This window comes from Acinetobacter sp. CWB-G5, assembly GCF_019209785.1.
GTDB lineage: Bacteria > Pseudomonadota > Gammaproteobacteria > Pseudomonadales > Moraxellaceae > Acinetobacter > Acinetobacter johnsonii.
Map to the genome: position 1 here is coordinate 25044 of NZ_JAHUTF010000002.1, position 23332 is coordinate 48375.

Genomic DNA, 23332 nt, shown 5'->3' on the forward strand with positions numbered 1-23332 from the left:
AAAATTTAAATCCGTCCTATTTATTCAGGTTGATAGCTACCACTCGAAATGACTTGCGTCTCATCTTCTAAGTTTCGCTGCATGTTCGATTCACTTTCATGAATATAGTTGTCTATGCTGTCGCCTTGTTCAGGTGTAGCTTGGTAACCATCTGTTTCAGGATTGTAAGTGGGTTCAACTTGATAATGCGGTAAGCCACATGTGGTTGCTTTGCGTGGTACGGTGTTTCGCAACAGGGGAATATACATTGCACCCTCACAACCTTGAGCGGCAAGATAACCCGTGCCACGATCAATCCAATGCCATTGCACATCATCCGGTTGGCGTAAGTTGACTGGTTTTTGACGCAGCTGGCTCATTACACTTGTCCACACTGGCAACGCACCTGAAGAACCTGTTAAGCCAGTTTGTTTATTGTCATCTAAACCTAGCCAAACCACAGAAACATAATTGCCCGAGTAACCTGCAAACCATGAGTCACGGGTGTCATTGGTGGTTCCAGATTTGCCTGCAAGCTGAAGTGAGTTTGGTAGAGTGTTATAAGCTGAACGACCTGTACCTGAGGTCATCACTTGTTGTAGACCATAGTTCAGGACATAGGCAGAAGCAGGGTCAATGGTTTGTTGGACATTTAAACCATAACGGGTCAGCAAGCGACCATTTTGATCGACAACAGTACGAATGGATTTAGTCGGATACTTAAAACCGCCTGTGGCAAAGTTGCCATAAATGCTGAGCATTTCCATCGGAGACATGTCCACCGCACCCAAGAAAATGGATGGATAGGTTGGAATATTACTGGTCACACCAAAACGTTTTAGGTGGTTACTAAACGTCGATAAACCAAACTCTTGACCAAGGCGAACTGCTGACAAGTTATATGAATTAGACAGTGCCTGTACCATCGGCACAACGCCATGTTCGCCACCGCTATAGTTCTTGGGTGTCCATGCTTTACCATTGGATTGAATACTAATACTGCTATCTTCAATTGGGCTGGCCCAGTTGTAACGTCCCGATTGAATCGCACTGAGGTAAATCACAGGTTTAAGTAGTGAACCGACTTGACGTTTGGCATCGAGTGCACGGTTAAAACCAGTAAAGTCTTGGGTTGAACCAACAGCTGCAACCAATTCACCATTTTCAGGATGAGCAACCAAAACCGCACCTTGTAGCTCTTTTAGACGGCTTGAGCCACGGCTTAAGCGACCAACAGTTGATTTAAACGCATCTTGAATTTTGGTTTGGGCAATCGGATCGAGCGTTGTAAAGATGCGTAGACCTTGGTTGGTCAAATCACCTTCTTGGTATTCGGTACGTAACTGACGGCGTACAATGTCTAAGAAATCTGGGAAACGTGAAGGGCCGAGAGTCGGTTTGGCAATCACATTTAAAGGGCGGGCCGTTTCAGTTTCATATTGTTCTTGGGTTAGATAGCCCATGACCAACATGTTGTTTAAAACAATATTACGGCGCTTTTTCGCAGCTTCTGGGTTACGCCAAGGGTTATATAAGGTTGGACCTTGTACCAAACCTACCAAATAAGCTTGTTGCGCAATATTTAGCTCACGTAAAGGCATGCCGAAGTAAAACTGCGAAGCCAAACCATAACCATTAATAGAATAGTTACCATTTTGACCGAGGTTCACTTCATTGAGATAGGCTTCTAAAATTTCATCTTTGTCATAGTGAAACTCGACCAATAAAGCCATAAATGCTTCATTGACTTTACGCTTAATGGTTTTTTCAGGGGTGAGGTAGAAGTTTTTCACCAACTGTTGGGTCAGTGTTGAACCACCTTGACGTTTTCCACCCGTGACATTACTCACAATCGCACGTGCCGTACCACGAATCGAAACGCCGTGGTGACTATAGAAATTACGATCTTCTGTTGCAATTAAAGCCTCAATTAAAGGCTTAGGGACTTTGTCGAGTTTAATCAGGACACGGTCTTCGTTATGCTGCGGATAAATCCCGCCAATCAGCATCGGCTCTAAACGTGCAATCCCTGTAGATGAGGGTTTAGTTGCACTGACTTCAGCCACTTGCTCATTGGCAAAGGTGACTTTAAGCACTTGTTCAGGCTCGACACTATCACCGAAGTCAAAACCACGGGTGTGTACATATAGCTCATTGCCAGAACTGACAAAGTTCCCTGATTTGGTATAGTTTTCCGAGGACTTATAACCCAAAAGTTTTAACTCTTGAGTGAAGTCAGCCTGACTGACTGGGGCATTGGTATACACTTCGAGTGGGCGTGCGAATACCTTCGCAGGAATGTCCCAGCGCTTGCCTTCAAACTTGTCACGTACAACGGAGTCGAGTCTTATTAAATAAACACTAAACACCAAGAATGCTGCAATGACTAAGATGCAGAAGATCAGTGCAATTAAACCTATGCCACGTTCTGACTTCATAAATACGAATAAGATCCTGAGAAATTGTGCTAATCATGCGAAGCTTTTCGCTAATTTGCAATAATTAAACTGTGAACAAACTGAAATATAGACAATTCCGCGTGTAGCAGCAGTCACTTTAGTTTTTGAATCAATTTAAATAAATAATGTTATGATAGGCGGGAATCGTAGCGGAGCGATGTTGCAGGTGCAAATTTCACATAAAACATTTCGAAACATAGGCTTAATTGGACGTCCAGATAAGTCTTCAGTTGTCGAAACCTTATGTCTTATTCATGATCATCTACTCAGCTTAGGGTTACATCCCGTTTTTGATGCGCAAACCGCTGAACTGGTTCCTTATAAAAACACACAAACGGTGAGTCGTGCACTTCTGGGTGAAGTGGTCGATTTGGTGATTGTGGTGGGTGGGGATGGCTCACTTCTGCATGCTGCACGTGCCTTGGTCAAATTCAATACCCCTGTAATGGGTGTAAACCGAGGGCGTTTGGGCTTTTTAACCGACATCAAGCCGACTGAAGTGATTTTTAAGCTCGATCAAGTCTTAAAAGGTGAGTTTCAGTTAGATCGTCGTTTCTTATTGGAAATGGAAATTCGCTCAAAGGGCGAGACGATTTATGATGCGATTGCGCTAAACGATGTGGTATTACACTCGGGTAAGTCGGTGCATATGATTGACTTCGAACTGAATATCGATGGTCAATATGTCTACCGTCAACACAGTGATGGTTTGATTGTATCGACGCCCACGGGTTCAACAGCCTATTCGTTGTCAGGTGGTGGCCCAATCGTGCATCCGGGGATGGATGCGATTGCTTTGGTACCGATGCATCCGCATACCTTGTCTTCACGCCCGATTGTGGTGGGTGGACACAGTGAAATTAAGCTTCTGATTCGTGAAAACCGTGTTTTGCCGATGGTTAGTGCCGATGGTCAACACAGTGTTTCGCTCAATGTGGGTGACAGCTTACATATTCGTAAGCACCCATTTAAACTGAATTTATTACATCCACCGGGTTATGATTTTTATATGTCATGCCGAACTAAACTTGGGTGGAACCAAGATTTTGACTCTTTTCAACAGGATTAAATTATGAATATTGAACAGATGCTTTCTATTTTAGATGCCGATATTGTTGAGCGTTTAAAAACAGCTGTAGAAATTGGTAAATGGCCAAATGGCGTGGCGTTGACTGCTGAACAACGTCAAACTTGTATGCAAGCCGTTATTGCTTGGGAGCATCAGAATACTCCTGAAAAAGAACGTACGGGTTATATCGATAAAGGACATAAAGAAGAAGGTGAGGAGTGTGATTCTCATGTGCCTGAACCAGAATTCAAACCTATTCGTTTTATTTAATTGATTAAAAATACGTTGAATCGCTCAGCAACAGATGCTTGGTGATTCAACAACTCAATTTAAAAAGAATAATCTGCAAAACTGTTTCAATCACTATGCTTATAAAAATAATAAAGCTCACTCGACTCAGTTTATTCTTCATTACTGCAATTCCGACCAATGTATTTGCTGAGCCAGCAACTGATGCAAGAAAAATTGAATGTTTATTAGATGTTTTTGTTTTACCGAGTCAAAATTTTCAAAATCCCATCACACAATACACATTAATGAAAAATGATGGTTATCCGATGTTGTTGATTGGAATAAAGATCCATAACACCCATGCAGGTGAAGCATCGAAAAAGATAAAAAGCCATCAGCTCTATTGTTCAAACCTCATTGGATAACAAAAAGATGTTTATTTATCTGGCCCTTATGAATCTCAAAAAATTGGGATTCATATTGGTGATCAGTTGCTTCTCAGAAATATTCATTCTTCAGGAAAGCGTTATCCTTACTGGGCTGACTTTTACTGGAACGAAAAGCGTGACGAATAACATTCACGCTTTTGTTTGTCCCCTCTGCTTAGAAACGAGTGTGCCAAAGCTGCTTGGCCTGTTGCATGGCATCGCTATACGTATCGCAGATGCCCATGGTATATAACGCAATACCAATGGTTTCAGTCACTGCCATTTCACCATATTCATGCTGTTTTTCACCCCGCCACACTGCTTTAAACTCAGCTAAATCCAGCTCTTCTTCAATTGGGCTTCGGTTGTCGGTAAGTTTAGGGAGTTCATGTTCGTAGAGTTCACCATTTTTAATACCGCAGATCAGTGTTTTGGCATCTGGGTTACGTTCAAATTCACCGCCTTCACCTTTAATGACCGCACTATTTTGATAGTCCAGTTTAAATGCCGCTTGCTGATGCGAACCACGATAGGCAGGGTGGAAAATAGCTTGCAGGGTTGCTTTGGCATTAAAAGGATTGATCAGGCGCGCAAGGGTATGAATGGGTGAGCGAAGGCCCATAACATTTCGTAGGGAAATTAAGTCACTTAAAATCGTGGAGATGGCGTGCAGCGGTAGATAAGCAAAATTACGCGACGCTAATTCCTGTTCCACATCTGCTTGAGTTTGGCAAATATTAAAATCGAGATATTCCAATACCTGTTCAGTATAAATACGGTTAATGGTATGACCTGATGCACCGTGCATCACGACCTTATAACCTGCTTTAGCTAGAGTCAGTGCCGCTAAGAGAAACCATGGATAGTGTTTACGCTTACCTGCATAAGAAGACCAGTCTAAATCGACCTCTAAAGGTGTGAACGGCAGTTGATCTCGTGTGGCTTGAACAAAGCCTGCCAGTTCATCTACAGACTCTTCCTTAACCCGAAGTAGCATCAGAAATGCACCGAGCTGTACATCCAACACTTGATTTTTCAGGATCATATCAAAGGCTTGGTAAGCTTCTTCATAACTGAGTGAGCGTGCCCCGTTTTTCCCTTTACCAATAATGCGAACAAACTGGGCAAAAGGGTGCTCAGCATCTTTATAAATATTTCTTTTGTTGTTCATGAAAAAACCAAAGTAAGTGAAGGCTGTCTTGTGTTATTTTAGTGGAACAATCAAAAAAAACAGCACTTTTAATTTTAAATAAATTTTCCACCATTAGACTAAAGTATGAGCCATATTGTTTAGATTTTATACATTATGATTGAAATCAGTTTACTTTGATTAAAGAATGTTAGGTAAAATTTACCCAATAATTGTGACTCGCTAGTTTTTAGTCTCTCCCATTGCAGTAAATGTGAATGAACTGTGATTTTTGTCACAGTGCTGTTATTTGTACACCATGATTTTTTTTACCCGGTGTTTGGATGCGGTCCAAACTGTGGGCTTTTTTGTGTTTATCAGAAAGCCAACTACCTATTAGGAAGTATAGGTATACCGATTTTTTCAGTCTTTTGATTTACAGAAGTATTCGTTATGACTAAGAAACCAATCTATAAGTCACTATATTTTCAAGTTATTGTCGCGATTATTGCGGGTATCTTAGTAGGACATTTTTTCCCTAGTGGTACGCAAGTTATCAATGGCGTTGAAAAATATGTACCCGGCTGGGGCGAGCTTTTTTATCCTCTAGGTCAAGGCTTTATTAAGCTGATCAAGATGATTATTGCACCAGTAATTTTCTGTACCGTCGTGAGTGGTATCGCGGGTATGGAAAGTATGAAGTCTGTGGGTAAAACAGGCGGTGTTGCGCTACTTTACTTTGAAATTGTATCGACGATTGCACTATTGATCGGTTTACTGGTCATTAACATCTGGAAGCCAGGTGTGGGCATGAACGTTGACCCTTCAACATTAGATACTTCTGGTATCTCAAAGTTTGTTGAGTCGGGTCAGCAGCAATCGACTGTCGACTTCTTTATGCATATCATTCCAAACACGGTTGTTGGTGCATTTGCTGAAGGTGAAATCCTGCAAGTGCTACTCTTTGCCTTGATGTTTGGTTTTGCATTACATAAATTGGGTGATGCAGGTAAACCTGTACTGAAGTTCATCGATCAAATTTCTCATGTGTTCTTTAACATTGTAAATATGATCATGAAACTTGCTCCAATTGGTGCTTTTGGTGCAATGGCATATACCATCGGTAAATATGGTATTGGTAGCTTGGCGCAACTGGCTCAGCTGATCATCTGTTTCTACATTACCTGTTTACTTTTCATTTTCTTGGTTTTAGGCACAATTTCACGTCTTTGTGGCTTCAGTATTTTGAAAATGATTCGTATGATTCGCGAAGAGTTGTTGATCGTACTGGGTACCTCATCTTCAGAATCGGTTTTACCGCGTATGTTGAAAAAGCTTGAGATTGCGGGTTGTGAAAAGTCAGTGGTTGGTTTGGTTATTCCAACAGGCTATTCATTTAACTTAGACGGTACCTCAATCTACTTAACGATGGCTGCGATCTTCATTGCACAAGCGACCAATACTCAGCTTGATCTTATGCACCAAGTGACTTTATTGGGTGTGTTATTGATTTCATCGAAAGGTGCTGCGGGTGTAACAGGTTCGGGCTTTATTGTGATGGCAGCGACTTTGTCAGCCGTTGGTCATATTCCAGTGGCGGGTCTTGCGCTTATCTTAGGTATTGACCGTTTTATGTCTGAAGCACGTGCCTTAACCAACTTGGTGGGTAACTCATTGGCAACGATTGTTGTTGCGAAATGGGTGGGTCAGTTAGACCAAGAGAAATTACATTTTGCACTAGCAAATCCAGATGAAGTAGACCGCCAAATGGCTGTTGAAGAAAATGCTCACGCATAATTTCAGTTCATCTTAAACAGGAAGCCTAAGGGCTTCCTTTTTTATTGGCATAAAAAAATGGCCTGATGCGGTCATGACAGTTGCGTTAAAAATGGCTAGCATGTGGACTGAATAATAAAACAACGTCACTACAAGGAAGAAACATGTTGAATTACGATGCAGACCTAGAACTATTTCGCGATAACTTTCGCCGTTTTATGAATGAACACATTGCGCCACACTATGAACAGTGGGAACGAGAAGGCTTAATGCCGCGCTCAGTCTGGAATGCCTTGGGTGAAAATGGTTTCTTATGTGTCGATGTTCCAGAGGAATACGGCGGTTATGGTGTTCCAACGCATTATTCACTCATGTTGGTGGAAGAGTCGGCACGTGCGGGTTTTAGTGCTTTATCGACAGGAATTTCTTGTCACTCCGAAATTGCTGCGCCTTATATTTTGCACATTGGAAGTGAAGCGCAGAAACAGTACTGGTTACCGAAAATGGTGTCAGGTGAAGTGGTCGGTGCGATTGGAATGACGGAACCGGGTGCAGGTTCAGATTTGCAAGCCATGCGCAGTAACGCCATTTTGCAAGGGGAGCATTATATTTTAAATGGCTCTAAAACCTTTATTTCAAATGGGCAGCATGCCGACCTTGTGGTGTTGGCAGTAAAAACTGATCCGCAAGCCCGCGCAAAGGGTGTTTCACTGATTTTAGTCGATACCCACTTAGAAGGGTTTAAAAAAGGCACCAACCTCGACAAAATTGGGCTACATTCACAAGACACTTCTGAGTTGTTTTATGACAATGTAAAAGTCCCGAAAGATCAATTGTTGGGACAAGCTGGTCAAGGTTTTGCTTATCTGATGCAAGAGCTACCACGTGAGCGTACAGCAATTGCAGCCACGGCTATAGGTGCAATTCGCGGTTCGATTGATGTCACTATTCAATACGTCAAAGAGCGCCAAGCTTTTGGTCAACATATTTCGCAGTTCCAAAATACCCGCTTTGTTTTGGCTCAAGCTAAGATTGATGAACAAGCCACAGCTGCTTTTTATAATCAAAACGTTGAGCTTTATATGCAAGGTAAGCTGGATGTCGAAACAGCAGCAGCGCTGAAAAGTTTTTCAACAGATATGCAAATGAAGGTGGCAGATAATTTATTGCAGCTCTTTGGTGGCTATGGCTATATGAGTGAATATCCAATTTCACGCTTCTTTGTCGATGCTCGTATTCAACGCATCTACGGCGGGACCAATGAAATTATGAAAGAAATTGTCGCACGTAGCTTGCTTGGGCGCTAAGCCTTAGGTGTTGATATAAACATGCGTAAAAGAGCCTCAAGTAGGCTCTTTTTTATCGGTTCAGTACCAATAAACTTTCTTGTATAAAGGCGGGTAGGTCATATTGGGTTTGTGATGAAATGTATAAATTATTGTCATTCACAACACCTGTGTCATACAGCACGGCACCTGCATCTTTTAAGTCTTGATGAAGGTGATGGATACACGTCATGCGTCTACCTTTCACAACTCCAGCATGCATTAAAATTTTGGGTGCATCAGCACTGCATAAAATAGGTTTTTGCGTGTTTGCAAAGTGCCTGACAAATAAGATATAGCGTTCATCTTGGCACAGGTTGTCTGGCGAAAAACCGCCTGGAATGAGTAAGGCATCGAAGTCATGCACGGAGGCATCATCGATACTTTGGTCGATGGTGACAAAGGCTCTACGCTTTTTGCCATAAATGATTTTGCCAGCCTGACTTTCAAGGTTAATAATACTATGCCGAGCTGCTCGAAATGCTTCTACGGGTTCAGCATATTCGGCATCCTCAAAGTCATAGGTGACCAAGACTGCAATTTTTTTGTGCATGACAGTACCTACAGTTCATTATTGTTTTGTTTTATTGAGACTATAGAGCAATCGCTGCTGCTGCATACTCTCTTTGTTATGAATACGTCAACTTAAGTAAAGCATATTTTAAAAGATATTCTAACGCACTGAAATACGGATGAATGGTGATTTTTGTGAAGGTGTAGCAAAATTTTTCAAAAGCTAGACAGGGCTTTAAAAGGGAAGAGCTCAGACTTGCAAAACATCTTCGTGGTATTTGGATTGGGCGATATTCTATGCATAAAAGTAAGAAGAAAATAGGCAGGACTCAGTGGTTTTATTGATGTCTATTATTGGGGCAGTTTATTGATAAACTTGATGATTAAATCAACTGTATGTTTTTAGCACTGAAACATGCAAAGTCTTATTGCGCAAGATTTCAAAGCTAACTATTGTTATACTGTTTGCACAATGTATATGAAGGGCGACATAACAATGATCCAAGACGATCAAAACACAACGACTTCTCTTGACCTCAACCAAATCCGTCAGGATATCGACTCTGTTGATCAACAGATTCAACAACTTATTAACCGTCGTGCGAAACTGGCGGAAGCTGTTGCAAAAGCAAAATTTGCTTCTGAAGAGAATCCAATGTTTTACCGTCCAGAACGTGAAGCGCAAGTTTTACGGAATGTTATGGAGCGTAATGAAGGCCCTTTATCTGATGTGACTATGGCACGTTTGTTCCGTGAAATCATGTCTGCATGTTTGGCTCTAGAAGCACCGCAAAGTATTGCATTTCTAGGCCCTGTCGGTACGTATACACACTCTGCGGTGTTGAAGCACTTTGGACATGATGCTGTGGTTCGTCCTTTACCGACTATTGATGAAGTGTTCCGTGAAGTGGAAGCAGGCAGTGCACACTATGGTTTGGTGCCAGTAGAAAACTCATCAGAAGGTGTGGTCAACCATACTTTGGATTGTTTTAAAGCCTCACACTTAAATGTAATTGGTGAAGTTGAATTGCGTATTCATCACCAGTTTCTTGTGTCTGAAAACACGCGTAAAGACAGCATTAAACAAATTTATGCACATCAGCAAACTTTGGCGCAGTGCCGTGCATGGTTGGACGCACACTATCCAGGTGTGGAACGTGTTGCTTTAAGCTCGAATGCTGAAGCAGCACGTCGTATTCGTACTGAATGGCATTCGGCTGCTATTGCATCTGATGTTGCAGCAAGTATTTATGACTTAGAAATTTTACACAGCAATATTGAAGATAATCCTGAGAACACTACGCGTTTCTTGGTGATTGGTCGTGAAAGAATACCGCAAAGTGGTAATGATAAAACGTCATTGCTGATTTCTGCACATGATCGTGCAGGTGCATTATTGGAAATCCTTGCACCATTTGCAAAGCACAACATTAGTTTGACCAGCATCGAAACGCGTCCTGCATTGCCTGAAAAATGGGCTTATGTTTTCTTCATTGACCTAGAAGGGCATGTGGAACAAGACAATGTTAAAGCGGCGATTGAAGAGATTCGTCCACTCGTAAAAGAAGTTCGAGTATTGGGTTCATACCCGATTGCAGTACTGTAATCTCTAAGGTGGTTGGGTTTACTCTAAACTCAACCATGTACACCACTTGTAAGAATGGAAAGGTCACATGTCGTTTGCTCCAGCCAATGAAGGTATTGCGAAGTTAAAACCATATCAACCGGGTAAGCCAATCAGCGAATTAGAGCGTGAATTGGGACTGACCGATATTGTTAAACTTGCCTCAAATGAAAACCCTTTGGGTTGTTCGGACAAAGTCAAAGAAGCGGTTGCTGCTGAATTGGCGGAAATTGGACGATATCCAGACGGTGGTGGTTTTATCTTGAAGGATCAAGTTCATGCGCAGTTTGGTGTAGCACATGATTGTATTACTTTAGGCAATGGTTCAAACGATCTGCTAGAAATTTTTGCTCGTGCATTTGTTTCAGAAAAAGATTCGGTGGTGTATAGCCAACACGCATTTGCAGTCTATGCTTTGGTCACACAAGCCATCAATGCCGAAGCGATTGAAGTACCTGCTCAAGGTTTTTCGCATGACCTTGACGCGATGGCAGCAGCAATTAAAGACAATACCAAATTGGTGTTTATTGCGAATCCCAATAATCCGACAGGAACTTGGTTTGAAGAGGCTGAATTTGAGCGCTTCATGCAACAAGTACCGAGTCATGTGATTGTGGTTTTAGATGAAGCTTATGTGGAATATTTCCCAGAGAACTTTAACAGCTTAAAGTTTTTAGCACAGTATTCGAACCTGATTGTTAGTCGTACCATGTCGAAGTGCTTTGGTTTAGCGGCATTACGTGTTGGCTTTGCTTTGGCATCGGCAGAAGTGACAGACTTCTTAAACCGTATTCGTCAGCCGTTTAACGTCAACCATTTAGCCATGGTGGCAGCGGTTGCTGCACTAAAAGATGAAGATTTCATTGAGAAATCACGTGTGGTCAATAAAGCTGGCATGGTGCAACTTGAAACAGGGTTTAAAGCGCTAGGCCTAAACTATGAGCCTTCTCGTGCTAACTTTATTTTGGTCGATATACAAGCCGATCCTGCACAAACTTTTAATGCTTTATTAAAAGAGGGGGTGATTGTTCGTCCCGCGGGCATCGCCAATCATTTACGAGTATCGATTGGAACTGAAGCTGAAAATACGAAATTTCTAACGGCTTTGGCCAACGTACTAGGTTTAGAGGCGAACGCTTAAATTATGTCTGCGCCACTGTTTGAAAAAGTTGCATTTATTGGTCTTGGGCTGATTGGTTCGAGTCTTGCACGGGTGATGATTGCTGAAGGTTTAACCCAAAACATTGTAGCCTCTACACGTTCGGAAAAAACCTTACAGGATGCCAAAGCTTTGGGCTTAATCCAACAGGGGTATAGCGATCCTGTACAGGCGGTTCAAGGTGCGGACTTGGTGGTTTTAGCCTTACCCGTTCGTGCAACGCAAAAAGTCTTGGAAACCATCAAACCCTATTTGCAAGAACATACGATTATTACCGATGTGGGCAGTACCAAAGGCAATGTGGTTGATGCGGCCAAAGCAGTGTACGGCGAAGCATTACCTGCTGGCTTTGTACCGGGGCATCCAATTGCGGGTGCAGAACATACAGGTGTGCATGCAGGTAAGGTCGATTTATTTGCAAATCATAAAGTGATTTTGACACCGTTACCGACCAGTGCTGATTGGGCCGTAGAGAAACTGATCCAACTATGGCAAGCTGCGAAAGCAGAAGTGATTTGTATGGATGTGGCCAAGCATGATGAAGTCTTGGCGCATACCAGTCATCTTCCGCATTTGATGGCTTTTAACTTAGTTGAACAACTGGCAAACCGTGAAGATAATTTAGATATTTTTCGCTATGCTGCGGGGGGCTTCCGCGATTTTTCTCGAATTGCGGCAAGTGACCCACAAATGTGGCACGACATCTTTTTTGCCAATAAAAAAGCCATTTTAAATGCCGTAGATGGTTTTGAAAACCAACTGGCTACGATTCGTAAACTCATTGAAGATGAAGATTCACATGCTTTAATGGGCTTGCTTGGACATGCGCAAGCAGCACGCCAGCATTTTAACCATATGCTCGCTCAAAAACCTTTCATGGAGAACAATAAAGTGACGACACAGCAATTCACCATATTACCGGGTAAAAAGAGTTTCCAAGGTAAGTTTAGCGTGCCAGGTGATAAATCTGTGTCACACCGTTCAATCATGTTTGGTGCAATTGCGGAAGGAACGACGCATGTGACAGGTTTCTTGGAAGGTGAAGATGCGTTAGCAACCTTACAAGCCTTCCGTGATATGGGCGTGAGCATTGAAGGTCCTAAAAATGGTGAAGTGACGATTCATGGTGTGGGCGTAAATGGCCTAAAAGCGCCAGCAAGTGCGCTTTACATGGGTAACTCAGGGACTTCGATGCGTTTGCTTTCAGGCATGCTTTCTGCACAAAAATTTGACTCTGTAATGACGGGTGATGCATCACTGTCAAAACGTCCAATGGAGCGTATTGCTAAACCGTTACGCGAAATGGGCGCACAGATTCAAACCACAGGTGAGCGTGGTACACCTCCTGTTTCGATCACTGGAAACCAAGCTTTGCAAGGCATTCACTATGATTTGCCAATGGCATCTGCGCAGGTGAAATCTGGGATTTTATTGGCAGGTTTGTGGGCAGCAGGTGAAACATCGGTCACAGAACCTGAACCTACACGTGACCATACTGAACGTATGCTACGTGCATTTGGTTATGACGTGAAAACAGAAGGCAACCGTATTTCACTGCAAGGTGGCGGTAAGTTAGTTGGTACAGAGATTCAAGTGCCATCAGATATTTCATCGGCTGCTTTCTTTATGGTGGGTGCTGCCATTACCGAGGGTTCAGACGTTACTCTAGAAGCTGTCGGCATTAATCCAACCCGTACAGGTGTGATCGAGATTTTGAAGCAAATGGGTGCGGACATTACGGTTGAGAATGAACGTATTGCAGGCGGTGAGCCGATTGCAGACATTCGTATTCAAGGCACACGTACACTCAAAGGTATTCATATGCCTGAAGATCAAGTGCCATTAGCGATTGATGAATTCCCTGCATTGTTCATTGCAGCGGCATGTGCTGAAGGGCAAACCGTATTAACGGGTGCTGCTGAGCTGCGTGTGAAAGAATCAGATCGTATTCAAGTGATGGCGGATGGTTTAAAAACCATGGGTATCGATTGTACGCCGACTGACGATGGTATCATCATCGAGGGTAAAGGTCATTCAGGTGAGTGGGGCGCGATTTTCACTGGTGGCGAAATTGAATCACATCATGATCACCGTATTGCGATGAGTTTCTCAATGGCCGGCTTACGCACCTCTGGTGAAATTAAAATCATTGGTACTGAAACGGTTGCTACGAGTTTCCCGACCTTTACGCAATTAAGTAATCAAGCTGGTTTAGCGATCCAAGTCACTGAATAAGACTAAAGCTTAGATATTTTGTGTGAGAACAGCCAAGCTTTTGCTTGGCTGTTTTGTGTTAAGCCATTATGCTAAACCCATATAACAAAAAAGCCTTTGGAATGATCAATGAGAAAATTACAATTTACAGCACAGCATGGACAGCAGCAGGAAGTAAGTGAAAGTGGTGTAGTACAGAAGCAAGTACAAGACCTACTGGTTCAAAAGTTAGGTCAATTTGGTTTTGAAACTTTGCCACAAAGTGGTGATCAGGTGGCTGTGAGTGTCGATGATCATACTTTGCCCCTGTCTATTACGTGTCAAGGTCATGACAGTGAAGGAAATCTGGTGTGCGAAATTGCGTCTTATCCAGATGAGGGGCAAGACTGGTTAGACCGAATTGCTGAACGAAGCTTATTAAATCAATTGGCACACGCGGTTGAAACCACACTAAAAACAGATAAAAGTTTTACTGAGTTTGAGTGGAAAGGCTAATTGAATAGATAAAAAATGCTGAATTGGTTTTTTCTAATTCAGCATTTTTTAGAACAGAACACGTTTAATATTTTGATGGGTCAACGCGCTTATAACTGGATGTGCTATAAGACTTATTCCACACGTAACCAAGTTTGGCTACGTCCCACAGCAGAAACACCTAAATAACCTCTTAAGAATAGCTTTTTACCATTTGGGCTAATTTTGCCTTTTAGGCTATACAGCTTGCCTGAAACGGGATCAATGATTTTACCATGCGTATAATTAATATTATTCTCAGTTTTTAAACCTGTGATCACTTGCATACCAATAATAGGCTTATCGGTGTAGGGTGCAGGGCAGTTAGTGCAGAACTCTTTTGCTGTATAACCTGGACGAGGAGTTGCTTTTAGTGCAGTTCCAGCATAAGTCCCATTGGCGTGCTTTTCAATTTTCACCAGACCTTTAGGCTCTCCAGTTTTATCATCGATATAACGCCAAGTTCCTATAATGTCCTGAGCACAGGCTGATGTGGTGGCTATAGTGACTAAAATTGCCCCGAGAATTGTTTTCATAAAATCCCTGAATATTTTAAAAATTATTTAAATGAATAGCTCTCACGAGCTAAGATGTTGATTGTATAACTTATTATTTGAATAATGATGTGCAGAATATATCAAGTTCAAGCGTAGATTGTTGCATAAAGTATCATTAGCAGGGTTCAACCCTCACTTATTTTTAAAACAGGTATTTGATGGAGGTAGTGCTGATTGAGTTTAGCGCTCAAAAGGGAGCTTAAAATTATTTTGGGAACAGAAGAGATATAAGGGAAGACTAATGAAGCTGCTGGAAATGGCTTATTAAGCGTTGGAATAGAAAAAGAGATACATCTAGATTAAAAATAAAAAGTTCAAGAAAGAAAGGGGCTAATGTTAGACAGCCATTTCTTTCCTGAACTGAGTGATGCGTTAAATCCACAAGAAACGTGTAATCGCAATACGTAACTGTTTTAAGTAACCTGTAAAGAAATGGTTTGCACCAGGTAGTACAGTCACTAAATGGCGCTGCGGTTTAGCCCATGTAATCATGTCAGACAATAAGGTAACTTCATCGGCTTCGCCATGGATGAATAAGATGTCACCTTTAAGTTGTGGTGTTACATAGTGGCGCACACCTGCGACCGTTGCCGTTGGTAGACCACATAAAATGGTTTGTTTTGGTCGAATTTCTTCTTGTAAAGCATCATAGCATTTTGCCATGACATGCGCGCCGAAACTAAAGCCACCTGCATAGAAGGGTAAAGTTGTATGTGCTGCACGAGCATGCTTAATCACTTCAAGAACATCATCAGTTTCGCCATGACCTTCGTCGTGTAGACCAACACTTTGACCTGAGCCACGGAAACTTGGACGGTACACAATGCAACCACGTTCTAAAAACATTTGCGCAAGCAATGCAGGAACCTTATGTTGAGGCGTACCACCTTGGAGTGGATGGGGGTGAGTAACTACCGCGAATCCTTTCACTTCACCCTGTGGATAATCTACAAAAACTTCAATTTGCCCAACTGGACCTTGAATGAACATCTGCTCAGACATAGAGAATCGATACATATAACAGGAGAATGGGCTAGTTTAACCGTTTATGCTTATTAAAAACACAGATTGGCAATAAAATAAGTCTACTGATATAGTCTGTTTAATTGTTTTTTAATCAGGTTATCTATGCTTGCCCTTGTTTCTCCTGCCAAAACTTTAGATTACCAAACTGCTTTACCTACCGATGCGTATACACAACCTAGATTGCTGCAACATTCCCAAGAATTGATCGAAGTTAGTCGCAAACTGTCGGCAAGTGAAATTGCAAGCTTAATGAGCGTCAGTGAAAAAATTGCCACCTTAAACGTCGATCGTTTTCGCGATTGGCAGCCAGAATTCAACTTTGCCAATGCGCGACAAGCCATGTTTGCTTTTAAGGGCGATGTCTATACTGGTTTAGATGCTTATCATTTTTCAGAGTCAAACATTGAATATGCACAGCAACATTTAAGAATGCTCTCTGGTTTATATGGTTTGCTACGTCCATTGGACTTGATGATGCCGTATCGTTTAGAGATGGGAACCAAGCTGGCTAACCCACGCGGACATAATCTGTATGAGTTTTGGGGCAATCACATTACCGATTTAATTAACCAAGATTTAGAGCAGGCAGGTTCTAAAATTTTGCTGAATATTGCTTCGGATGAATACTATAAATCTGTAAAAGAAAGCAAAATTCAAGCTGAAATTATTAAACCTGTGTTTTTAGATCAGAAAAATGGCAAATATAAAGTCATTAGTTTCTATGCCAAAAAAGCACGTGGTTTGATGGCGCGTTATATGATTGAAAACCAAATTGATCAAATTGAAGGGTTAAAATCATTCCAAACAGATGGTTATTACTTTGATGCCGACAGCTCATTAAAAGGTGAGTTGGTCTTTAAACGAGATGAACAGGCGGCATAATGAGAGGGCATTCCAATGGTGCAATATACAAACAGTTTCAGGACTATTGGGCGCTCACCGCAAAGCAATTGAGTTTGGATGGCGATACCACTCAAAAGTTCCATGCCTCGCTGTATGACGCCTACAGTGAAGTACAGCGGCATTATCATAGCATTCAACATATTGTTGAATGTTTAGAGCATTTTTATCAGATCAAACCCCACTTAGACGATACTTTGTCTGTTGAGTTGGTCATTTGGTTTCATGATGTCATTTATAACCCGCAAGCACATGACAATGAGCAGCAAAGCGCCGACTATATGCAACGGATGCTTAAAAATGTGCTTGGAACTGAGCAAATTTCAAAGATCTATGCATGGATTTTGGCAACCCAAGCACATGCACCGACAGCTGACACTGATTTGGCTTATCTATTGGATATTGATCTGGCTATTTTAGCTAGTGATCCTATGCGTTTTGCTGAATATGAACGCCAAATTCAGCAAGAATATGCTTGGGTTGAGCCCGCACTTTATGTGCAGAAGCGCCAGCAAGTGTTAAAGCACTTTTTAGAAACGCAACCACTGTACCAGACGCCATTTTTCCAAAAGTGCTATGAGCGTTTGGCTAAGCGGAACTTAGCTCAAACTTTGACTGTTTAAAGCCCTTTAAATGCTTCAATGGCACGAATACGACTCGATTTTAAATCGACGATTGGTTTGGGGTAGTCCAAATCCATATTCGGCTGCTTCGCATAAGGCTCATGAATGTTTTTGGCATCTAAATGTGCAAGCTCTGGCAGCCACTGTCGAATATAGTCACCATTGCTATCAAATTTCTGAGATTGGCTCACAGGGTTAAAGACTCGGAAGTAAGGTACAGCATCGGTGCCCGTGGAGGCACACCACTGCCATCCGCCATTATTGGCAGCTAAGTCACCATCAGCCAAATGTTGCATAAACCATTGCTCGCCCAAACGCCAATCAATCAACAAGTTTTTAGTTAAGAACATTGCAACAATCATACGGACACGATTGTGCATCCAACCAGTCGCAAGGAGTTGCCGCATACCTGCATCTACAATTGGAATACCAGTACGGCCTTGTTGCCACGCGTTTAAATCTTCAGGCGAATCTCGCCATACAATACGCTGCGTGCTGGCTTTAAAGGGCAGGTGTTTAGAGACATGTGGAAAATCAAATAAAATATGCTGATAAAACTCTCGCCAAAGTAATTCATCTAACCAAGTCTGCTGGCCTGTGTTATCAATCATAAATTGACCGTGTTGAGCACGAAACAGGGCATTGAGACACTGGCGAATCGACACGATCCCGAGATTTAAATAAGTTGAAAGTTGACTGGTGCTATTTAAAAATGGAAAGTCCCTCTCTTTTTGATAGCCACTAACTTTGTGATCAATAAAATCATCGAGTACAGAAAGCGCATATATTTCCGTTTCAGGCCAATAGGCTTTAATTTGATTTAGCTCATTGGTATTTACATCAATCAGTGATTCAATGAGTGGAATGGCTGTATTTAAATCGGCAGGAAGCTGTATAGGTTGCTGTGCAGAAAGGAGAGGGTAACACTGCGGTAAGCCAATATTTAAGCGCTCATAACAGGTTTTTTTAAAAGCGCCAAAGACTTGATAGGGCTTACCAGATTGGTTACGAATACTGTTTAAGGGAAAGAGGGTTCGATCTTGGAAGAGTGTAAATTCAATGTGTTGCTGATTTAAGCATTGTTGAACTTCGGCATCGCGCTTAAGCTCATTCACGCCCATTTCGATATTTGCAAAGATTTGTTGTACTTGCAGTGTATGACATAAAGATGAAAGCTGACGTGGAATATCTTGCCACAGCGGAATATTTAGAATGAGCAAAGGAATATTCAGCTGAGCAAGGCTCTGTTTTAAATCGTGCAATTGTCTGACATATAAATCAATTTTTACAGCTGCATCATGATGTAATAGCCACTGTTGTGGGGATAGGATCACTAAAGCCAGCATAGGTCCATGTTGGCTTGCATGCCAAAGTGCGGCATGGTCGTGTATGCGAAGATCTTGTCTAAACCAAATTATGTTCATAAAAGGTTAATCAACTGTAATTTTTTGAAATATAAAATATTACAAAATTGAGCACTTTGATCATATTTTTTTCTCACTCATTTAATTTAATCTTATGTTATTGAAATAATTAAATCAGAAAAAACTATAAAGTGTGAAGATACTTTTTATCTGATAAATGTGTGGCCCTTTGTATTATTTGTTATGATTTGTAATCATGCTAAAGCAGTTGTGGATATTGTGAATGTCATGAAAAAAATTCTAATCCCTATTTTTGTGGCTGCTGTTTGTTTGCTTGGGTTTGTTGTTTTTCAGGATACAGAAACGAAAAAACAGCAACAGTTGAATCAACTCATGAACAGTACTGAGCCTAAAGTGCAAAAGTTGAGTCCTCTCTCAAAGGCAAACGTCGTGCCTGAAAAAGTCAATAGCTCGTTTCAAAGTGATGCTGAAGCAATAATCGATCAGGTCTCCATTAAAGTAATTTGAAGCTTAAGATAGAATAAAATCATGTATAAATAACTTATCGTGTTGAATTTTAATTAAAAATAAATTTAAAACAATTAAAAATCAGTGTGTTATAATTCGCGCCAAGATATATTGAATTTTAGACTTTGAGTCTAAAATGACGTTTTTGTTGAAAGCTGCATACGGTTTATGCGGCTTTTTTGTTTAGGTATATATGGTTCGACCATACGTTTGAATCATTCATGGCTAAATAAACTTTTCCTAAATTGAGGAAATTTGGCATATTCATTGCTTTAACTTCCAGAAATTTAATCAGATTTTCATCGTACTGAGTGTCGAAATTTTTTGGCAGTTATACAGTTTTAAAAGTTTATTTACAGGGGCTAGGTCATGACGACTCCTAATCCATCTTCAGAAAATATGCTCGAGCGTATGTTCAAACTGAGTGAAAATAAAACCAGTTTTCGTACAGAGCTTCTTGCAGGTGTAACCACATTCTTAACCATGTGTTACATCATTATTGTGAATCCAATGATTTTATCCGAAACGGGGATGGATCATGGTGCTGTCTTTGTAGCGACTTGTCTTGCAGCCGCAATTGGCTGCTTGGTTATGGGTATTGTTGCAAATTATCCAATTGCATTAGCACCGGGTATGGGCTTAAACGCTTACTTTACCTATTCGGTGTGTATGGGTATGGGTGTGCCTTGGCAGACTGCTTTAGCTGCAGTGTTTGTATCAGGTTTGGTGTTCATTGCGATCAGTATGTTTAAGATCCGTGAAGCCATTGTGAATGCAATCCCAATGTCGCTTAAGCTTGCGATTGGCGGCGGAATTGGTTTATTCCTTGCGCTGATTGCTTTAAAAAATGCAGGCGTTATTGTGGACAATCCAGCGACTTTGGTTGGATTGGGCGACTTAAAGCAACCGACGGTTCTTTTGGCTTTATTTGGCTTCTTGATGGTGGTTGTACTACATCACTTTAAAGTACGTGGTGCCATTATTATTAGCATCTTGGCTTTAACTGCCATTTCAACAGCAATGGGTTTAAGCGAGTTCAAAGGTGTTGTTGGTGAGATTCCATCAATTGCTCCAACATTCATGCAAATGGACTTTGAAGGTCTATTTACGGCAAGCTTGGTGGGCGTCATCTTTGTATTTTTCTTGGTCGATTTATTTGACTCAACAGGTACGTTGGTTGGCGTGTCACACCGTGCAGGCTTACTGAAAGATGGCAAACTTCCACGTTTGAAAAAAGCATTATTTGCAGACTCAACCGCAATTGTTGCAGGTGCAGCATTAGGTACATCTTCGACGACACCATATATTGAGTCGTCTGCGGGTGTTGCTGCTGGTGGCCGTACAGGTTTAACCGCAGTTGTGGTCGGTGTGTTATTTATCTTATGTTTGTTTTTAGCACCTTTAGCTCAATCTGTACCCGGTTTTGCAACAGCTCCAGCATTGTTGTTTGTTGGCGTGTTAATGATTCAGGGGATTACCCATATTGATTGGGATGATATTACTGAAGCCGTTCCTGCGTTCTTAACCATTGTATTTATGCCATTTACCTATTCAATTGCAGATGGTATTGCGATGGGCTTTATTAGCTATGCATTGGTTAAATTGTTCACCGGTAAAGCGGCGACTGTACCGTACATGGTGTGGATTGTGGCTGTGCTTTGGGCGTTAAAATTCGCATTGTTTGGCGGCTAATTCATCAAATAGTGATAAGGGTGTAAACTCAGTTTACGCCCTTTTTTATTTTTAAAGAGGAAAAGATATGAGTCAATTGGAGCTCATTCGTGCTTTACCAAAAGCTGAATTACATGTGCATATTGAAGGGACATTTGAGCCAGAACTCATGTTTGCAATCGCACAGCGTAATCAAATAGACATTCCTTATAAGTCGGTTGAAGAAGTAAAACAGGCTTATAATTTTCACAATTTGCAATCGTTTTTAGACATCTATTATGCAGGCGCAAATGTACTGATTCATGAGCAAGACTTTTATGACTTGGCTTGGGCGTATTTTGAAAAATGTGCCGAAGACCGTGTAGTACATACAGAAATGTTCTTTGACCCACAAACGCATACTGACCGCGGTATTGCTTTTGAAACAGTGATTAATGGTCTGCAACGCGCATGTGATGATGCCAAGGCAAAATTTGGCATTAGTTCGCATTTGATTATGTGTTTCTTGCGTCATTTAAGTGAAGAAGCAGCCTTTGAAACTTTAGCACAGGCATTGCCTTATAAAGATCAAATCATTGGTGTGGGCTTGGACTCAAGCGAAGTTGGGCATCCTCCTTCAAAGTTTGAACGTGTCTTTGCTAAAGCGCGTGAAGCAGGCTTTTTAGTGGTTGCGCATGCAGGTGAAGAAGGCCCAGCAGAATATGTCTGGGAAGCTTTAGACTTGCTTAAAGTGAATCGTATTGACCACGGTGTGCGTTCTGAAGAAGATCCTGTATTAATGCAGCGTTTGATTGCAGAGAAAATGCCGCTGACAGTTTGTCCGCTCAGTAACTTAAAGTTATGTGTCGTTGACGATATGGCACAGCACAATATCCGCCGTTTGTTGCAACAAGGTGTGCAAGTGACGGTAAATTCAGATGATCCATCGTACTTTGGTGGTTATATGAATGATAACTTTATTGCTATTACAGATGCGTTAGACTTAACAGCAGCTGAGCTAAAACAATTGGCGTTGAACTCTTTTGAAGCGTCGTTTATTTCGGCAGAAGAGAAGCAAAAATGGGCGGCTGAAATTGCAGCCATTGCTTAATCTAATGTCCTTTTAAAGACAGAGTTCGCTCTGTCTTTTTTATGTGAGGTCGATATGAAAAAAATCATTGCATTGCTTGTGGTTATTTTTGTGCTCTTTGCAGTTTATTTGCTCAAAACCGATACTGGGTTAACGCAAAAACTACTAAAGCCTGTGGTGGTGTATCAGTGCGGTGTAGAGCTTGAAGCGACAAGGTTGTGGAAAGTCAGTACAGCATTGCTTGGTGAAGAGAAAAAGAATCAGCTCCAAACGCAAATCTGTGGTTGCGTGGGTGAAAATGCGTTAAACGATATTCCAGCAACAACTTTGTTGCGCGCAGTGGTTGATGAACAAGTCAAAAAACAGGTGGTACAACAGGGTGTGTTGAATACGCTGAAAGGATGTGTGGTGGATGAAGTCCTAAAAGCAACAGATTGATGCTTTTAGGCTAATTCAACTTGGTCTTACTTTGCTTGTTTGGTCATGCTATTTAACACATTATCTTTATCAATAAAGTGGTGTTTCAGTGCTGCTGCAATATGACCCACTAACAGCAATCCTGCAGCCCATGAAATCCAGATATGTAAAGGTTTTACGATCTCGAGTAACTCTGGGTTGTCTTGTACTAAGCGGGGAATTTCAAAAAGGTACAATACCGGTGCAGGGTGCCCAGCACTCCAGCTAAATAAACAGCCAGTGATTGGCAAAGCCAACAAAATGAAATATAAAGCCAAATGACCGAGGTGTGCCATTTTTTGCATTAACGGTGACATGCTGTCTGGAAGTTTGGGTGCAGGGTGGGTATAACGCCAAAAGATACGAATCACCACCAGAAAGATAATCGTGGTTGCAATGTTCTTATGTAAGGTAATGACATCCCCTTTAAAGCTACCGTCAGCATCATAGCTGAGGAAGTTTCCGCTATAAAAACCAATCAGCCAAGCAGCAATAAAGATAATTGCCATGAGCCAATGCAGAATTTGAGCAGTACGCGTGTAATGGGTATTTGCCGAGTTCATTAGATTCACATCCATTTTTATGTTGCGCTATTTTATAGAACTATAGATAGGTCAAAAATGTAGTAGATGCAACATAGCGTTGATATTCTGCAACGCTGCACAGACCAATGGTGCATGACTGATTTAAAACTGTGCAATAAGCGAAAGATATTAAAA

General features: G+C 41.5%; 20 protein-coding genes and 2 pseudogenes. 15 read left to right on the plus strand and 7 right to left on the minus strand.

All coding sequences use genetic code 11. The features are described 5' to 3' along the window. Positions 1-20: 20 nt before the first annotated feature. A complete protein-coding gene (gene mrcB, locus KVY11_RS04205) occupies positions 21-2417 on the minus strand; it encodes a penicillin-binding protein 1B (protein WP_218288231.1) in 2397 nt (798 codons plus the stop codon). Between the two features lie 151 nt (positions 2418-2568). Here mrcB and KVY11_RS04210 point away from each other — a divergent pair, with 151 nt between their 5' ends. The 3 genes and pseudogenes from KVY11_RS04210 to KVY11_RS04220 all read left to right on the plus strand — a co-directional run bounded on the left by KVY11_RS04210 (position 2569) and on the right by KVY11_RS04220 (position 4313). Beyond that, positions 2569-3507, plus strand: coding sequence for an NAD(+) kinase (locus tag KVY11_RS04210; protein ID WP_004696112.1), 939 nt, complete (start codon positions 2569-2571; stop codon positions 3505-3507). Between the two features lie 3 nt (positions 3508-3510). Beyond that, positions 3511-3777, plus strand: a complete 267-nt coding sequence (locus tag KVY11_RS04215) for a YeaC family protein (RefSeq protein ID WP_058869973.1) — start codon at positions 3511-3513, stop codon at positions 3775-3777. A 95-nt stretch (positions 3778-3872) separates the two neighbouring features. Next, positions 3873-4313 (plus strand): annotated as a pseudogene (locus tag KVY11_RS04220) (hypothetical protein). Positions 4314-4341: 28 nt separating this feature from the next. Here KVY11_RS04220 and KVY11_RS04225 read toward each other — a convergent pair. Beyond that, positions 4342-5337, minus strand: a complete 996-nt coding sequence (locus KVY11_RS04225; RefSeq protein ID WP_218288232.1) for a glycosyl transferase family protein — start codon at positions 5335-5337, stop codon at positions 4342-4344. A 411-nt stretch (positions 5338-5748) separates the two neighbouring features. Here KVY11_RS04225 and KVY11_RS04230 point away from each other — a divergent pair, with 411 nt between their 5' ends. Further along, positions 5749-7092: a dicarboxylate/amino acid:cation symporter gene (locus KVY11_RS04230; protein WP_087012100.1), complete on the plus strand. Its 1344-nt coding sequence runs from the start codon at positions 5749-5751 to the stop codon at positions 7090-7092. Between the two features lie 143 nt (positions 7093-7235). Further along, on the plus strand, positions 7236-8378 hold the full coding sequence (locus KVY11_RS04235) for an acyl-CoA dehydrogenase family protein (RefSeq protein WP_218288233.1): 1143 nt from the start codon (positions 7236-7238) through the stop codon (positions 8376-8378). 52 nt (positions 8379-8430) lie between these two features. Here the strand turns inward: KVY11_RS04235 and KVY11_RS04240 are convergent, their stop codons facing one another. Further along, positions 8431-8949 (minus strand): DJ-1/PfpI family protein, encoded by a 519-nt coding sequence (locus KVY11_RS04240; RefSeq protein ID WP_168158955.1) that lies wholly within the window; start codon positions 8947-8949, stop codon positions 8431-8433. Between the two features lie 456 nt (positions 8950-9405). Between KVY11_RS04240 and pheA the strand changes: the two genes are divergently transcribed. The 4 genes from pheA (at position 9406) to KVY11_RS04260 (ending at position 14401) form a co-directional block, all read left to right on the plus strand. After that, the gene (gene pheA / locus KVY11_RS04245; protein ID WP_004696123.1) at positions 9406-10515 is read left to right on the plus strand and encodes a prephenate dehydratase; all 1110 of its coding nucleotides are present in this window, start codon (positions 9406-9408) and stop codon (positions 10513-10515) included. 67 nt (positions 10516-10582) lie between these two features. Beyond that, a complete protein-coding gene (hisC, locus tag KVY11_RS04250; protein WP_218288234.1) occupies positions 10583-11674 on the plus strand; it encodes a histidinol-phosphate transaminase in 1092 nt (363 codons plus the stop codon). A gap of 3 nt (positions 11675-11677) precedes the next feature. After that, positions 11678-13927, plus strand: a complete 2250-nt coding sequence (locus KVY11_RS04255) for a bifunctional prephenate dehydrogenase/3-phosphoshikimate 1-carboxyvinyltransferase (protein ID WP_062033886.1) — start codon at positions 11678-11680, stop codon at positions 13925-13927. A 108-nt stretch (positions 13928-14035) separates the two neighbouring features. Continuing rightward, entirely contained in the window at positions 14036-14401 is a 366-nt protein-coding gene (locus KVY11_RS04260; RefSeq protein ID WP_218288235.1) for a hypothetical protein, read from the plus strand. Positions 14402-14514: 113 nt separating this feature from the next. Here KVY11_RS04260 and KVY11_RS04265 read toward each other — a convergent pair whose 3' ends face one another. Both KVY11_RS04265 and KVY11_RS04270 read right to left on the minus strand, forming a co-directional pair. Continuing rightward, on the minus strand, positions 14515-14955 hold the full coding sequence (locus tag KVY11_RS04265; protein ID WP_218288236.1) for a DUF2147 domain-containing protein: 441 nt from the start codon (positions 14953-14955) through the stop codon (positions 14515-14517). A 393-nt stretch (positions 14956-15348) separates the two neighbouring features. After that, positions 15349-15978: an alpha/beta hydrolase gene (locus KVY11_RS04270; protein WP_010327145.1), complete on the minus strand. Its 630-nt coding sequence runs from the start codon at positions 15976-15978 to the stop codon at positions 15349-15351. A gap of 126 nt (positions 15979-16104) precedes the next feature. On the opposite strand from KVY11_RS04270, the gene yaaA reads away from it, so the two are divergent. Both yaaA and KVY11_RS04280 read left to right on the plus strand, forming a co-directional pair. Further along, a complete protein-coding gene (yaaA, locus tag KVY11_RS04275) occupies positions 16105-16884 on the plus strand; it encodes a peroxide stress protein YaaA (RefSeq protein WP_218288237.1) in 780 nt (259 codons plus the stop codon). A 15-nt stretch (positions 16885-16899) separates the two neighbouring features. After that, a pseudogene (locus KVY11_RS04280) lies at positions 16900-17525 on the plus strand (metal-dependent hydrolase). Here KVY11_RS04280 and KVY11_RS04285 read toward each other — a convergent pair. Beyond that, positions 17522-18949: a deoxyribodipyrimidine photo-lyase gene (locus KVY11_RS04285; protein WP_218288239.1), complete on the minus strand. Its 1428-nt coding sequence runs from the start codon at positions 18947-18949 to the stop codon at positions 17522-17524. The pseudogene KVY11_RS04280 and the gene KVY11_RS04285 sit on opposite strands and share 4 nt — an antisense overlap. Positions 18950-19177: 228 nt before the next feature. Here KVY11_RS04285 and KVY11_RS04290 point away from each other — a divergent pair, with 228 nt between their 5' ends. The 4 genes from KVY11_RS04290 (at position 19178) to KVY11_RS04305 (ending at position 22595) form a co-directional block, all read left to right on the plus strand. Further along, on the plus strand, positions 19178-19417 hold the full coding sequence (locus KVY11_RS04290; RefSeq protein ID WP_228256428.1) for a hypothetical protein: 240 nt from the start codon (positions 19178-19180) through the stop codon (positions 19415-19417). 369 nt (positions 19418-19786) lie between these two features. Next, positions 19787-21109 (plus strand): NCS2 family permease, encoded by a 1323-nt coding sequence (locus KVY11_RS04295; RefSeq protein WP_004696144.1) that lies wholly within the window; start codon positions 19787-19789, stop codon positions 21107-21109. A gap of 67 nt (positions 21110-21176) precedes the next feature. Beyond that, positions 21177-22178 carry an adenosine deaminase gene (locus KVY11_RS04300; RefSeq protein ID WP_168158945.1) on the plus strand — a complete coding sequence of 334 codons (1002 nt, stop codon included), beginning with the start codon at positions 21177-21179 and terminating at the stop codon, positions 22176-22178. 54 nt (positions 22179-22232) lie between these two features. Further along, positions 22233-22595 carry a hypothetical protein gene (locus tag KVY11_RS04305; RefSeq protein ID WP_218288240.1) on the plus strand — a complete coding sequence of 121 codons (363 nt, stop codon included), beginning with the start codon at positions 22233-22235 and terminating at the stop codon, positions 22593-22595. A 26-nt stretch (positions 22596-22621) separates the two neighbouring features. On the opposite strand, the gene KVY11_RS04310 is transcribed toward KVY11_RS04305, so the two are convergent. After that, positions 22622-23176, minus strand: coding sequence for a cytochrome b (locus tag KVY11_RS04310; RefSeq protein WP_371315941.1), 555 nt, complete (start codon positions 23174-23176; stop codon positions 22622-22624). Positions 23177-23332 lie beyond the last annotated feature (156 nt).

What these genes read in the sequence shown, in the direction of transcription:
- mrcB (WP_218288231.1), bottom strand. Translation starts at nt 2,417, where the DNA reads ATGAAGTCAGAACGTGGCATAGGTTTAATTGCACTGATCTTCTGCATC.
- KVY11_RS04210 (WP_004696112.1), top strand. Translation starts at nt 2,569, where the DNA reads ATGATAGGCGGGAATCGTAGCGGAGCGATGTTGCAGGTGCAAATTTCA.
- KVY11_RS04215 (WP_058869973.1), top strand. Translation starts at nt 3,511, where the DNA reads ATGAATATTGAACAGATGCTTTCTATTTTAGATGCCGATATTGTTGAG.
- KVY11_RS04225 (WP_218288232.1), bottom strand. Translation starts at nt 5,337, where the DNA reads ATGAACAACAAAAGAAATATTTATAAAGATGCTGAGCACCCTTTTGCC.
- KVY11_RS04230 (WP_087012100.1), top strand. Translation starts at nt 5,749, where the DNA reads ATGACTAAGAAACCAATCTATAAGTCACTATATTTTCAAGTTATTGTC.
- KVY11_RS04235 (WP_218288233.1), top strand. Translation starts at nt 7,236, where the DNA reads ATGTTGAATTACGATGCAGACCTAGAACTATTTCGCGATAACTTTCGC.
- KVY11_RS04240 (WP_168158955.1), bottom strand. Translation starts at nt 8,949, where the DNA reads ATGCACAAAAAAATTGCAGTCTTGGTCACCTATGACTTTGAGGATGCC.
- pheA (WP_004696123.1), top strand. Translation starts at nt 9,406, where the DNA reads ATGATCCAAGACGATCAAAACACAACGACTTCTCTTGACCTCAACCAA.
- hisC (WP_218288234.1), top strand. Translation starts at nt 10,583, where the DNA reads ATGTCGTTTGCTCCAGCCAATGAAGGTATTGCGAAGTTAAAACCATAT.
- KVY11_RS04255 (WP_062033886.1), top strand. Translation starts at nt 11,678, where the DNA reads ATGTCTGCGCCACTGTTTGAAAAAGTTGCATTTATTGGTCTTGGGCTG.
- KVY11_RS04260 (WP_218288235.1), top strand. Translation starts at nt 14,036, where the DNA reads ATGAGAAAATTACAATTTACAGCACAGCATGGACAGCAGCAGGAAGTA.
- KVY11_RS04265 (WP_218288236.1), bottom strand. Translation starts at nt 14,955, where the DNA reads ATGAAAACAATTCTCGGGGCAATTTTAGTCACTATAGCCACCACATCA.
- KVY11_RS04270 (WP_010327145.1), bottom strand. Translation starts at nt 15,978, where the DNA reads ATGTCTGAGCAGATGTTCATTCAAGGTCCAGTTGGGCAAATTGAAGTT.
- yaaA (WP_218288237.1), top strand. Translation starts at nt 16,105, where the DNA reads ATGCTTGCCCTTGTTTCTCCTGCCAAAACTTTAGATTACCAAACTGCT.
- KVY11_RS04285 (WP_218288239.1), bottom strand. Translation starts at nt 18,949, where the DNA reads ATGAACATAATTTGGTTTAGACAAGATCTTCGCATACACGACCATGCC.
- KVY11_RS04290 (WP_228256428.1), top strand. Translation starts at nt 19,178, where the DNA reads ATGAAAAAAATTCTAATCCCTATTTTTGTGGCTGCTGTTTGTTTGCTT.
- KVY11_RS04295 (WP_004696144.1), top strand. Translation starts at nt 19,787, where the DNA reads ATGACGACTCCTAATCCATCTTCAGAAAATATGCTCGAGCGTATGTTC.
- KVY11_RS04300 (WP_168158945.1), top strand. Translation starts at nt 21,177, where the DNA reads ATGAGTCAATTGGAGCTCATTCGTGCTTTACCAAAAGCTGAATTACAT.
- KVY11_RS04305 (WP_218288240.1), top strand. Translation starts at nt 22,233, where the DNA reads ATGAAAAAAATCATTGCATTGCTTGTGGTTATTTTTGTGCTCTTTGCA.
- KVY11_RS04310 (WP_371315941.1), bottom strand. Translation starts at nt 23,176, where the DNA reads ATGAACTCGGCAAATACCCATTACACGCGTACTGCTCAAATTCTGCAT.